Here is a 12,420-nt window from a genome sequence, read left to right as displayed (position 1 = left end):
ATTCGAATGCGTATGGCATTCAGCTAATATTGCATGTAATGTATTCGATATTGAATATGTGAAGACGGAGCCATCCGATGATCAACTGGGACGATCTGAAATATTTCCTTGCCATGGCTGAAGCCGGCAGCCTTTCCGCCGCTTCCCGCAAGCTGGGGGTCAGCCAGCCGACCCTGTCACGCCGCCTGATCGCGCTTGAGGAAGGCATGGGCGTGGAGCTGTTCCTGCGCACCCGGAACGGGCTCGAAGTAACCGCGCTCGCCGAAAGTATCATCGACCGCGCCCGCCACATGCAGGACGATATCTATGCAATCGAACGCATGATCACCGGCCAGGGCGATGCGCTGAAGGGCAGTGTGGTGGTATCGGCGGCCGAGCTTGTAGGCTCCAACTGGCTGGTGCGGAAACTCCGCCCCTTCCATGACCTCTACCCCAGCATCACGGTGGATATCAGCGTGGCCAACAGCGCGGCTGACCTCCTGCGCCGCGAGGCCGACATAGCCCTTCGCATGTTCCAGCCGACACAGGGTGACCTGATCGCCAAGCGCACGGTGACGATGAACTACGGCTATTACGCCAGTCAGGATTATATCGACCGGCGCGGCAAGCCCGAGCGGCTGTCGGAACTGAGAGATCATGCCGTGGTCCTGCCGCACGATGAAATCCTTGCGGCCTCCAAAGCCAAGATCCGTCACGCCTTGCCGGGCCCGCGCGACGCGGCTTTCCGTTCCAACAGTTTTGCAGCGCTTACCACCGCCGTGCGCGAGGGATATGGCATCGGCGCCGTATCCTGCCTCACGGCGGCTGATGACCCGAGCCTCATCCGCCTGTTCGACGATTATGTAGTGGCCTCGATGGATATCTGGCTTGTGGCCCATGCCGAGCTGCGCCGCAGCGCCCGCATCCGGGCCATGTATGATTTCATCGGCGACATGCTGATGGAGAATGCCCGTGCCTTCGATGGCTGCTGAATGCTTCACAGCGGCCTTTCGATGCGCTAGGAAAGGCCGAACCGATTTGAGGAGCGGCGAATGAAAACCGTATTCGTGATGATCAAGTGCGAACTGGGCCGCACCTACGACGTGGCAGCCTTCCTGGCCGATGAAGTGCCGGAAGTGCGCAGCTGCTATTCCACGTCCGGCAATTATGACCTTCTGGCCCAGTTCCAGCTGGAAGCGGATCAGGAAATCGGCCGCTTCATCTGCACCGAGGTGCAAACCGTGCCGGGCGTGAAGGATACCTACACGATCATCGGCCTCAATGCCTTCACCGAAGACCGCGTGGAAGGCGACTGCGACGCCCTCTGATCAGCGGAACAGCAGGACCGGCACCTTGCAGGCGCGGATGACCTCGGTCGTCGTGCTGCCAACGATCATGGTGCGCAGCGGCGAGTGGCCGTAAGCGCCCATCACAATCAGCCCGCAATCATTATCCTGCTGGTAGCGCACCAGCGCGTTCGCGGCATGACCCGGCACCATCGCCGCCGTCACCCTGGCGTGGCGCGCCTTCAGCTTTTCAGCCGCCGCCTTCGCCCTGGCTTCTACCTCGGCGGTTTCGCCGATGGAGACAACATGCAAGGCCGTCCCGTCAAAGAGGGGCGAGGAAGCCACAAACTCGAGCGCTTTTGCAGCACTCTTGCCGCCATCATAGGCGATCAGCACGCTGCGGATCGGGCGGAAACCGCGATTGGCAACGAGCACCGGCTTCACGCTGGCGCGCACCACCCGTTCGATCTTGCTGCCAAGATGCCCAGCCGCGAAATCGGCCGAGGCGCCGCGCTTGCCGATCACCACAAAGTCCGCCCCTTCTTCGCGCTCAAGGATCGTTTCCACGATCCCGCCGTGGCGGTGGGTGACGCTGATATCGGTGAGCCCTGCGTCCTTCAGATGCTTTTCGCCGGCCGCGAGGAGCGAACGGCCGGTTTCCTGCGCGGCGCGGCTTTCGGCCTCGTCGATCCGGGCGAGTTCCTCGAGAAGCGCGCTTTTGGCCCCAAGGCCCACGGCGCCCGAGAGATCATGCCGTGCTGCCACCGCATCCTTGCGCTGGATGGCATGCAACAGCTCCACATGGGCACCAAGCTTTGATGCCATCCAGGCGGCATGGTCGGCTACGCTGGTGGCGTAAACGGATGCATCGATACAGGCGAGAATTCTGGTCATCACTATCCCCTCAATGCCCCGATGCTGCCGTGTCGGCATCCGGCTTGTCAAACACGCTGAAGCGGTCAATGAGCGTGGCGCTTGCTTCATTCAGGCCAACGATTTCTACCCTCGTACCCTCGCGGCGAAATTTGAGGACGACCTTATCCAGCGCATCCGCCGCCGAAATATCCCAGAAATGCGCCGCCGAGACATCGATGGTCACATGGTCCAGCACTTCCTTGAAATCAAAGGCGCGGACGAACCGGTCAACCGAGGCAAAGAACACCTGCCCGGAGACCTGATAGGTGCGGCCATTGCCACCCTCTTCCGCGACGGACGTGACCTCAAACAGCCGCCGTACCTTGCTGGCGAAGAAGACACCGGAAAGAAGGACACCCACAAGCACCCCGCGGGCGAGGTCGTGCGTGCCGACAACGGTAACGACGGTGGCGACCATCACGACGGACGATTGCCAAGGGTGAACCTTCAGGTTCTTCACCGATTGCCAGCTGAAAGTGCCGATCGATACCATGATCATCACGGCCACAAGCGCCGGCATCGGCACATCGCTGACCAATGGCCCGAGTGCCACGATGAGGATGAGGAGCACCACACCGGCGGTGAGCGCAGAGAGGCGGGTCGAGCCCCCGGATTTCACATTGATGACCGACTGGCCGATCATGGCGCAGCCCCCCATGCCACCGATGAAACCGGTGAAGAAGTTGGCAATGCCCTGCCCCTTGCACTCGCGGCGTTTGTTGCTCTGTGTATCCGTCAGATCATCCACAATCTGCGCGGTGAGGAGCGATTCCAGAAGTCCCACCGCCGCCATCGTCAGCGAATAGGGCGCGATGATCGCAAGTGTTTCAAACGTCAGCGGCACATCCGGGAGCGCGAAGAAAGGCAGTGCAGACGGCAGCTCCCCCATGTCGCCCACCGTATTCACCTCGATCCCGAAGCCCATGGTGATGGCCGACAGGGTGATGATGGCAATCAGCGGCGACGGAATGGCTTTGGTCAGCCGCGGCAGCAGATAGATGATGGCAAGCGCCAGCGCGATCAGCGGATAGGTGATCCAGCTGACACCAATCAGCTGCGGCAGCTGCGCCATGAAAATAAGGATGGCGAGCGCGTTCACAAACCCGGTGATGACCGAGCGCGACACAAACTGCATCAGCAGATCAAGCCGCAGGAACCCCGCGATGATCTGGAAAATACCCATCAGGATGGTGGCGGCAAAGAGATACTCGACCCCGTGATCGCGCACCAGGGGCCCCACAAGCACCGCAACCGCGGCGGTTGCCGCCGAAATCATCCCCGGCCGGCCACCCGTGAAGGCGATGATGACGGCGATGGAGAAGGAGGCGTAAAGCCCCACCTTCGGGTCCACGCCCGCGATGATCGAAAAGCCGATGGCTTCGGGGATAAGGGCGAGCGCCACCACAAGCCCCGCCAGAAAATCGGCACGCGGGCTCGCCAGCCATTCACGGCGCAGCGCAGTCAGGAAAGGCATGGGCTTGTCCTACAAATCGGGAATTTGCGGCCCGTGATACCGGGAACAGGGCAGGATGGCAAGGATTGAGGGGCGAAGTTCGTCGTGATGACGTGAAAGCCAGCGCCGGATTTCAATCTTCACTATAGAAGGTGAAGCCCCTCGTAGCTGCGCTAGGAAACAGATATCGCAGCATGCCTATTCTGGTGACTTGATCCAGTTCCACCGCAGGAGGGACGTATCCTTCGTAGCGTGAGAATTCCCGTTCCAACATAGCCATCGTTTCGTTTTTAACCTTCGCCACCGCAGCTTCATAAGAATTCGCGTGAACCAGCTTAGTGCAGACAAGGCCATTCACGCCGAGATATGTGCCGCCGCTGGCCTCCGCACTGCCAATCCTGTTTGGCCAACTGGCATGAATTACAAAGCTATAGAATTTGATCATCGCAAGAACTCTATGAGTATTAATGAAGAGTACTAATCTTCACTTGGTTGCGCATCCTCGCTGTAACCTTTGCCACATTTATAGCATTTCTGCGGAAAATTTTCCTCCGGATAACCCATTTTGACTTGAGGAATATGCGCGCCGCAATGCTGGCATCTGCCTGAATACCTCAGAACAGCATATGAAATTGCCATCCAAGAAAACGCGATATACACAAAATACTCCCTAGCGTATTCTGTAGAAGTAACCATAATTATGTAAGATAATATAAGAAAAACTGGAATCATTAAATAATGCCTAATGATCGGATTAACTATTTTCATCATTTTCACCAATGAATATTAACACGCAGACCACTTTTAGCTGCAATGCGTTCCAACAAAATGAGCATACCCTTGTATGTCGCCGGTAGCGCTTCGCGTCGAATTTTAGTCATGGTTGCCGGAACGCATTGCCTGATCGAAGTATCCCGCTTACCTGCCCGTCTCAAACTCGCAGACTGCCGTGACGCAAGGGCTGTCACGAGGCATTACCACTAGCACAAAACAAAAACACCCGCCGCCAGTTTCCCGGCAGCGGGTGTGTTTTAGCTCAGGCCGTGCGTCTGCTTACGACAGGGGCACGAAGCGGATGGCCTGGCCGCCGCCAGCGGCGAGGCGCAGGGTCAGGGTGTCGGCGCTGGTGACTGTTTTTTCTTCCCGCACGAAATCATAGGGGGCGGTGTCCCAGTGGGCCTTTTCGCCGTCCCGGTAGATTTCCGCGCGGTAGCGGGTGCCGGGGGTGAGGAACGACAGCGGCACGCTCAGCATCCGGCCTTCCTCGTCCGTCAGGCTGCCGAGGAACCATTCGCCGCTGCCCTTGGCCTTGCGCACGATGGTCACATAGTCGCCGATCTCGGCATTCAGCACCTTGGTCTCGTCCCAGTCGGTCACCACATCCTTGATGAACCGGAAGGCTTGCGGGTGCTTGCCATAATTTTCCGGCAGGTCCGCCACCATCTGGATCGGGCTGTAGATCACCACATAATGGGCCAGCTGCTGCGCGAGCGTGGACTGCGGGCGGTTGCCGTTCGTCTTCTCGTAGTTGAAGGTGAGATCGAAAATCCCCGGCGTATAGTCCATGGGGCCGGAAAGCATCCGGGTGAAGGGCAGCACGGCCACATGCTCGGGCGGGTTCGGCGGGGTGCCCCAGGCGTTATATTCCTGCCCCCGGGCGCCCTCGCGCGAAATCCAGTTCGGATAGGTGCGCCGCAGGCCCGTATCCTTCACCGGCTCGTGGCTGTTGATCGAAAGGCGATGCTTTGCGGCTTCTTCCAGCACCTTGATATGATGGCGCTGGGTCACCTGCCCGTCATGATATTCCAGATGCATCTTGCCGTCTGCGCCGCGCGCCTTGATATGGCCGGCGTCGGCCACATAGCCGGTCTTGATCTGGCGGATGCCGAGGCGCTCGTACATTGCGTAGGCCGCTGCCATCTGGTCCTCATAATTGGCGATATTGCCCGAGGTCTCGTTATGCGCCACCAGCCGCACGCCTTTGGAAAGCGCATAGGCGGCAAGCTTTTCGATATCGTAATCGGGGTAAGCCTTGGTGAAATCGAAGAGATCACCATTCTGCACCCAGTCCCCGTCCCAGCCGATGTTCCAGCCTTCAACGAGTACGCCCTTGAAGCCGTTCTCGGCTGCGAAATCGATATATTTCATGGTATTTTCGGTGGTCGCCCCGTGGATCGGGCCGGATTCCCAGCTCTCCACGCCCAGATGCATACCCCACCAGATGCCGACATATTTGCCCGGCTCAACCCATGAAACATCCCCCAGTTTGTTGGGTTCGTTGAGGTTCAGCACCAGATCGCTTTCCACAAGGCCACCAGCAGTATCAGAGATGGTCAGCGTGCGCCACGGGGTCACGAACGGCGTGGCCCGGCGCACCAGAACGCCCTTTTCGGAGGACGGCGCGAGGTCCGCCTTGAAGGCACGGCCCTTGGTGCGGCGCACCGACATGCCGGAATAGTCGACAAGGGCGGCTTCATGGATGCTGATATGCAGCCCGTCCTCCGTGCGCATCGTGATGGGCGTGTGCGCCATCGTGACGGCCTCAACGGGCGTTGTTTTATAGATATATTCATAGCGGTTCGGCAGGCGTGCCTCGATCCACCATGTGGTGGCGGGCTCGGCGAAGCGGAACTCGGTTTCCTCGTCGCGGATCAGGGCTTCGGTGAGCGCATCCTGCTTCGGCACGTCATAGCGGAAGCCGAGGCCATCGTCATACACGCGGAACACCACATCGAAGGTGCGGCCGCCCTTGTCGGTAACCGTTGCCTTCAGCTCGTTGAAATGATTGCGCACGCGGGAACGCTCGCCCCACGGCAGGTCCCACGTATCATCCTCGCTGCGGGTTGCGGCTTTCGCGATGGTCGCCCCTGCCCCGAGTGTCGGCGCACCTTTGAGCGCGATGGCCAGTTTCGACCAGTCGACGACCGGTTCGCCGAAACGCGTGACCCGGTATTCGAGCACGCCTTTTTCGGCCTTCAACTCCACCGTCAGCACGTTAGACGGTGACACCACCGCCGCAACATCATCGGCCGCAGCAGACGTCGCAATGAACAGAAGCCCGGCGAGCGCCAGGCCAATTGCTTTGAACATGTTTTTCCCTCCCTGCGCCGGAACGGTCCGGCGGTCAGGCGGCCAGCGTACCGACGAATTGACAGCGCTGTCAAACGAAACAGGGCACAAACAAAAACCCCCGCGAGGGCTGCTCGCGGGGGCATTTGACCAAACCCTTTATCGGGGCTTGTTAATTTTTCTTCTCGGGCGCAGGTGCTGCTGCACCTTCCTTCTCGCCCATGCTGAGCTGCACGGTCGGCAGTTCGGCATCAAGCTGCTCGATGAACTCGGTGGTCACATCGGTGCCGGCAGCCGAGCCAAGCACCAGACGCTTCACCATGATAACCTGCGCCTTGCGGGCAGAGAGAAGGTTGCGGATCACCGGCTGGCGGGCACGCTCCACCTGGACCATGGCTTCCTGGCGCAGGCGGTCGAAATTATATTCCAGAACCTGCAGCTCGCGCTGGGCCTGCACGAAGGCACCTTCAAGCTTCTGCTTTTCAGCTTCGTACTTGTCGTTGCCGATGATCGACTTCTGCTTTTCAAGCTCGGCCAGCTGCTGCTCCAGCACGCCGCCGCGGCTGATGAACTGACGGCGCTGGACGATGCCGTTGCGCAGGTCGGTCGTTTGCAGGTTGAAATCCTTGTAGGCCGCTGCCTCACGCTCCACGCGGTCGTCGTCGACGATCAGGATCTGGGCGCTGACGGCAATGCTGAAGCATGCAACGGCCATGAAGCCCGCGGCAGCGCGTTTAATATTGCGAAGAAGGGTAGCCATGTGTTGGATCCTGTATTCTCTTAGAAGGTTGTGCCCACGTTGAACTGGAGCGTCTGGGTTTGGTCGCCAAGCTGCTTCCTAAGCGTCTTGGCAAGATCGATACGGAACGGGCCGAACGGCGACTGCCACGAGAAGCCGATACCGACGGCCACACGCGGCGACGGCGAGTCACCCGCGATACAATCAAGATTGTACGGGAAATCGACGTCGGGGTCACCCAAGTCAATATAATCGTTATATTCCTTCAGCGAGAAGCCGCATTTCTCGCCGTCGAGCTGGCCGCGCCACAGCGAGCCGACATCGACGAAGGCCGAGGCATTGATACCCATTTCAAGCGCTGCGTCGCCCAGCGGGAAGAAAAGCTCGCCGCGGCCAATATAATAGGCCGTGCCGCCTTCCGACCGGGTGTTGGTCGCCTGCGCGAAGCGGCGCGGACCGATACCGCCGGCGTCGAAGCCGCGGATACGCGGGCCGCCGATATAGAATTTGTCGCTGAAACGGACGTTTTCGCCAATGCCTTCCACAAAGCCGCTTTCGCCGCCGATCCGGAAGGTCCAGCCTTCCCACGGGGTCCAGTAGTTGTCGAAGTTCACACGGGTCTTCAGGTAACGGACGTTGCCGCCAAGGCCGGCGAAATCCTGGCTGAAGTAGAAGGAGTGACCGCGCGTCGGACGGATCAGGTTGTTACGGGTATCGAAGCCGACCGTGTAGCCGATGATCGATTGCCAGTAACTGCCGAAGCTTTCCCGGTAATATTGCGGGAAGACATCGAGCTGTTCATCCTGCGACAGCGCGCCGTCGCCGTTGAGGTCGAAGTCCGTCGCGTCGATCTTGCCGTCGCGGTTGAGGTCATACCGGTCCAGAAGGATCGGGGCCGCCGCGTCATCGTTCTCGATCCGCGTTTGCAGGCTCGAGACCGAATAGTCGAAATAGCTCTGGATATAGGAATCAACCGGCTTCACGGTGTCGTAGCGCAGCGTGTAGCGGGTCGACAGGGTCCAGAATTCGCTGATCGCCATCCCGGCACGGAGCGAGAAGCCGCGCGAGAGCGAGCTGTAGGCCGTGTTATAGATGCCGGGCTCGGTCCGCGTGATGAAAAGGTCACCGCCCGCCGCAACGTTGCGGCCCATGAAATAGGGCTCGGTGAAGCTGAGGGTCGCCTGCTGGGTGTAGCCCGACAGACGCAGGCCAAGGCTCAGGTCCTGGCCACGCCCCGCAAGGTTGCGCTCGCGGATCGAGAAGTCGAAAATGAAATTCTCAAGGCTCGAGAAACCGGCGCCAAGGTTCAATTCACCCGTTGCCTGTTCTTCCACCTTCACGTCCAGCACCATGCGGTCAGGCTCGGAGCCTTGCGTCTTCTCGACCTCGACTTCACGGAAGAAGCTAAGGCGGTCAAGACGGCTTTCCGAACGCGTCACGAGCGCCGAGTTGAAGGCATCGCCTTCCTGCAGGCGGAATTCGCGGCGGATCACCTTGTCGAGCGTCCGGACGTTGCCGTGGATATTGATGCGTTCGACATACACGCGCGGCGCATCCTTCACCGTGAAGGTGATATTGATGATGCGGCCTTCGCGGTCTCGGTCCACCTGCGGCTGGATATCGACGAATGCGTAGCCCAGAAGGCCGGCCGCATTCGTCAGGGCCTCAATCGTGTCCTCGATCCGCTTGGCGCTATAGATATCGCCTTCGCGCATCAGGAGGAACGCCTCGAACAGGCGGGCATCCACATCGCGAATTTCGCTGACCACATTGATCTTGCCAAAATGGTAAAGCTCGCCCTCTTCCAGCGTGAAGGTGATGAAGAAGTCTTCGCGGTCCGGTGTCAGTTCGGACACAGCCGAAGCAACGCGGAAGTCGGCATAGCCTTCATTCAGATAATGCTGGCGCAATTGCTGCTGGTCATAGGCCAGGCGGTCCGGATCGAACGTGTCGTTCGAGGTGAAGATTTTCCACCAGCGGGCTTCCTTGGTGGCCATCACGTCGCGCAGGTCGCCATCCGAATATTTGTGGTTGCCGATGAAATTGACACGGCTGACCTTGGTTTTCGGACCTTCCTGAACCTCGAAGATCAGGTCGACGCGGTTCTGGTCAAGCTGCACCACCTTGGGCTCGATGATTGCGGCGAAGCGACCCGAGCGGCGATACAGTTCCATCATGCGCTGCACGTCGGAACGCACCTTGGCACGGGTAAAAACCATACGCGGGCGCAGGCGCACTTCCTCGATCAGCTTGTCGTTATCGAGGCGCTTGTTGCCCTCGAACACGATGCGGTTGATGATCGGGTTTTCAACGACCCGAACGATCAGCACGCCGTTCTGCTGCGAAAGTTCCACATCCGAAAACAGGCCGGTTGCGAAAAGGTTCTTGAGGCTTTCGTCAAGCTTGCCGGCCTCGAAGCGGTCACCCGTCTTCACGGTCAGGTAAGACGCAACGGTTTCAGCTTCCACCCGCTCGCTGCCGATCACGCTGATCTGGCGGATAACCGGCACCTGCTGCGCGATCTGGGCTGCATCTTGAGCAAGAACCCGGGGCGTCATGACTGCGGCCCCCGCGATCACCACTGGCAAAGCGTGGCAGAGATTACGAAAAGTCTTGGATTGCAACTTTATCGGCCCATTCTTGAATTTATGGTCTTGGCACTTTGGGCCCGAAGGTGGCCTAGAGCGCTATGGATTGCAAGTCATTCAATGTGACGAACAGCATAAAAAGCAGCATCAGGGCGAAGCCCGCCACAAATCCTGCTTCCTGCGCCTTGGCGGTCAGGGGCGAACCCTTGATGGCCTCGATCGCATAGTAGAAAAGATGCCCCCCATCCAGCACCGGAATGGGCAGCAGGTTGATCACACCGAGATTGACCGAAATGATGGCGAGGAACCAAAGAAGGTTCTCGATCCCGTTCTGCGCGGCCTCGCCTGTCATGGTGACAATACGCAGCGGCCCGCCCAGTTCCTTCGGCGACCGGAGGCCGAGAAGCATCTGTCCGGTGGTCGTGAAGATCGTCTTGATCATAGAGCCCGTCTGGCGGACACCCTCCCCGATGGCAGGGAAAAAGGACGGCTCATAAACATGCATCTCGCCCGACTGCACACCAAGGACACCGAACGGATAGCGGTTGCCGAAGCGGTCTTCGATATAGTCGATCCCGAGAACCGGGGTCACCGCCATTTCCTTGCCGTCGCGTTCCAGCGTGATCGGCACGCGGCGGCCGGGGTAAAGGCGCACGATTGGGGCGATGTCGTTAAAGCGTTCAACCGGCGCACCGTCCACCGTCAGGATGCGGTCCCCCTTCTGGATACCAGCCTTCGCAGCAGCGCCTTCCGCCACGACCTCGCCAACCACCGGATCGGAGACATAAATGCCGTAGCTCCAGTAGAAGGCGGCAAACACAAGGGCTGCAGCAATCAGGTTCACGGCAGGCCCCGCGAACACAATAAGCGCGCGCTGCCATACCGGTTTGAAATGGAAACAGGCGGCCTGTTCTTCGCTCGGCAGCGCCTCAAGGCCTTCGGCGGCGTTGCTGGCGCCCGAGCGGTCGCCGAAGAATTTCACATAACCGCCAAGCGGCAGCCAGCCGAACTTCCAGCGCACTCCACGCTTGTCCGTGAAGCCCACGATCTCGCGCCCGAAACCGATGGAGAAGGATTCGATCTTCACCCCGAAGATGCGGGCGACGATATAGTGACCCCATTCATGAATGAAGACGAGCGCGCTGAACCCGCAGACGAATGCAATGATGGTGAGCAGAATGCCGGGGGCTTCAGTGGCTTCCATGGACGTCCATTCCTTCGGTCACGCGGCGAACTTCATGATGAGGCCATCTGCAATGCGGCGGGCCTCTGCATCAAGTGCGAATACAGTCTCCAGCGATTGTGGCGCTTTCATGTCTGCAAGCGACAGGGTTGCGTCCACCAGTGCCGCGATATCGGTGAAACGAAGCCGGTGCCCGAGGAAGGCTGCCACGGCAATCTCGTTGGCGGCATTCAGGACCGTCGGCGCGGCCCCGCCAGCCTCAAGGGCGGCGCGTGCGAGCCCAAGACAGCGGAAGCGTTCCATATCGGGTGCTTCGAAAGTCAGCGCCCCGATACGACCAAGATCCAGCCGCTCGGCGGGGGCTGTCATCCGCTCCGGCCAGGCGAGGCAATAGGCGATCGGCGTGCGCATATCGGGCGAGCCGAGCTGCGCGAGCGTCGAGCCGTCCACATATTGCACCATCGAATGGATCACCGATTGCGGGTGGATCAGCACCTCGATCTGGCTCGCCTTCACCGGGAACAGATGGAAGGCCTCAATGACCTCCAGCCCCTTGTTCATCATGGTGGCGCTGTCGACCGAGATTTTGGCGCCCATATCCCAGTTGGGGTGTGCCACCGCCTCGGCCGGCGTGATGAAGGGCAGGCGCTCCGCAGGCGTCTGGCGGCAGGGGCCACCCGAAGCCGTCAGCACAATACGGTCGATCCGCTCGGGCGCGTTGAAATCAAAGACCTGGAAGATGGCGTTATGTTCGGAATCAACCGGCAAAAGCGTGGCACCAGACCGACGCACCTCGGCCATCATCAGATCACCGGCACAGACCAACACTTCCTTGTTGGCAAGCAGCACCGTCGCCCCGCGCCGTACGGCGGCAAGGGTGGGGGCAAGGCCGGCAGCGCCCACGATAGCCGCCATCACCATGTCGCTCGGGCGGCTGGCAGCTTCAATGATTGCGCCCTCGCCTGCGGCTGCTTCGATGTCCGTCCCTGCAAGGGCAGCCTTGAGCTCACCAAGCAGGTCTTCCCGGCCGATCACCGCGACGCTAGCGTTAAACTCGCGCGCAAGGGCCGCCAGTTCCTGCACCCTGCAATGCGCCGTCAGGGCTTCCACCTTGAAACGGTCAGGGTTGCGCCGCAGGAGATCAAGCGTGCTTTGGCCGATCGAGCCGGTTGCGCCAAGAATGGTGATGGACTTCATGGGCCCCTCAA

General features: G+C 59.8%; 10 protein-coding genes. 2 read left to right on the top strand and 8 right to left on the bottom strand.

Annotated elements, in window-relative coordinates; all coding sequences use genetic code 11:
• Positions 1-77: 77 nt before the first annotated feature.
• Positions 78-971: a LysR family transcriptional regulator gene (locus tag OU694_RS03925; protein ID WP_308909667.1), complete on the top strand. Its 894-nt coding sequence runs from the start codon at positions 78-80 to the stop codon at positions 969-971.
• Between the two features lie 60 nt (positions 972-1,031).
• Complete coding sequence (locus OU694_RS03920; RefSeq protein WP_289501905.1) at positions 1,032-1,307, top strand: Lrp/AsnC ligand binding domain-containing protein; 276 nt, start codon at positions 1,032-1,034, stop codon at positions 1,305-1,307.
• On the opposite strand, the gene OU694_RS03915 is transcribed toward OU694_RS03920, so the two are convergent.
• The 8 genes from OU694_RS03915 to OU694_RS03880 all read right to left on the bottom strand — a co-directional run bounded on the left by OU694_RS03915 (position 1,308) and on the right by OU694_RS03880 (position 12,409).
• Positions 1,308-2,159 carry a universal stress protein gene (locus OU694_RS03915; RefSeq protein WP_308909666.1) on the bottom strand — a complete coding sequence of 284 codons (852 nt, stop codon included), beginning with the start codon at positions 2,157-2,159 and terminating at the stop codon, positions 1,308-1,310.
• 10 nt (positions 2,160-2,169) lie between these two features.
• Positions 2,170-3,654: a SulP family inorganic anion transporter gene (locus OU694_RS03910; RefSeq protein ID WP_308909665.1), complete on the bottom strand. Its 1,485-nt coding sequence runs from the start codon at positions 3,652-3,654 to the stop codon at positions 2,170-2,172.
• Between the two features lie 112 nt (positions 3,655-3,766).
• Positions 3,767-4,078: a hypothetical protein gene (locus tag OU694_RS03905; RefSeq protein ID WP_308909664.1), complete on the bottom strand. Its 312-nt coding sequence runs from the start codon at positions 4,076-4,078 to the stop codon at positions 3,767-3,769.
• A gap of 608 nt (positions 4,079-4,686) precedes the next feature.
• A complete protein-coding gene (locus OU694_RS03900; protein WP_308909663.1) occupies positions 4,687-6,723 on the bottom strand; it encodes a glycoside hydrolase family 97 protein in 2,037 nt (678 codons plus the stop codon).
• 151 nt (positions 6,724-6,874) lie between these two features.
• A complete protein-coding gene (locus tag OU694_RS03895; RefSeq protein ID WP_308909662.1) occupies positions 6,875-7,462 on the bottom strand; it encodes an OmpH/Skp family outer membrane protein in 588 nt (195 codons plus the stop codon).
• Positions 7,463-7,482: 20 nt separating this feature from the next.
• Positions 7,483-9,999: an outer membrane protein assembly factor BamA gene (gene bamA, locus OU694_RS03890; protein ID WP_308909661.1), complete on the bottom strand. Its 2,517-nt coding sequence runs from the start codon at positions 9,997-9,999 to the stop codon at positions 7,483-7,485.
• Between the two features lie 121 nt (positions 10,000-10,120).
• Positions 10,121-11,233, bottom strand: a complete 1,113-nt coding sequence (gene rseP / locus OU694_RS03885) for an RIP metalloprotease RseP (protein WP_308909660.1) — start codon at positions 11,231-11,233, stop codon at positions 10,121-10,123.
• 18 nt (positions 11,234-11,251) lie between these two features.
• Complete coding sequence (locus tag OU694_RS03880) at positions 11,252-12,409, bottom strand: 1-deoxy-D-xylulose-5-phosphate reductoisomerase (RefSeq protein WP_308909659.1); 1,158 nt, start codon at positions 12,407-12,409, stop codon at positions 11,252-11,254.
• Between the last annotated feature and the right edge of the window lie 11 nt (positions 12,410-12,420).

This window comes from Pseudokordiimonas caeni (genome assembly GCF_026719705.1).
Lineage (GTDB): Bacteria > Pseudomonadota > Alphaproteobacteria > Sphingomonadales > Kordiimonadaceae > Gimibacter > Gimibacter caeni.
The sequence above is the reverse complement of the archived record's forward strand: the minus strand, read 5'-3'. Positions and strand labels throughout refer to the sequence as shown.

Bases quoted from the DNA above. Each gene is read 5' to 3' on its own strand.
- OU694_RS03910 (WP_308909665.1), bottom strand. From the start codon at position 3,654: ATGCCTTTCCTGACTGCGCTGCGCCGTGAATGGCTGGCGAGCCCGCGT.
- bamA (WP_308909661.1), bottom strand. From the start codon at position 9,999: ATGACGCCCCGGGTTCTTGCTCAAGATGCAGCCCAGATCGCGCAGCAG.
- OU694_RS03905 (WP_308909664.1), bottom strand. From the start codon at position 4,078: ATGATCAAATTCTATAGCTTTGTAATTCATGCCAGTTGGCCAAACAGG.
- OU694_RS03895 (WP_308909662.1), bottom strand. From the start codon at position 7,462: ATGGCTACCCTTCTTCGCAATATTAAACGCGCTGCCGCGGGCTTCATG.
- OU694_RS03925 (WP_308909667.1), top strand. From the start codon at position 78: ATGATCAACTGGGACGATCTGAAATATTTCCTTGCCATGGCTGAAGCC.
- OU694_RS03915 (WP_308909666.1), bottom strand. From the start codon at position 2,159: ATGACCAGAATTCTCGCCTGTATCGATGCATCCGTTTACGCCACCAGC.
- OU694_RS03880 (WP_308909659.1), bottom strand. From the start codon at position 12,409: ATGAAGTCCATCACCATTCTTGGCGCAACCGGCTCGATCGGCCAAAGC.
- OU694_RS03900 (WP_308909663.1), bottom strand. From the start codon at position 6,723: ATGTTCAAAGCAATTGGCCTGGCGCTCGCCGGGCTTCTGTTCATTGCG.
- rseP (WP_308909660.1), bottom strand. From the start codon at position 11,233: ATGGAAGCCACTGAAGCCCCCGGCATTCTGCTCACCATCATTGCATTC.
- OU694_RS03920 (WP_289501905.1), top strand. From the start codon at position 1,032: ATGAAAACCGTATTCGTGATGATCAAGTGCGAACTGGGCCGCACCTAC.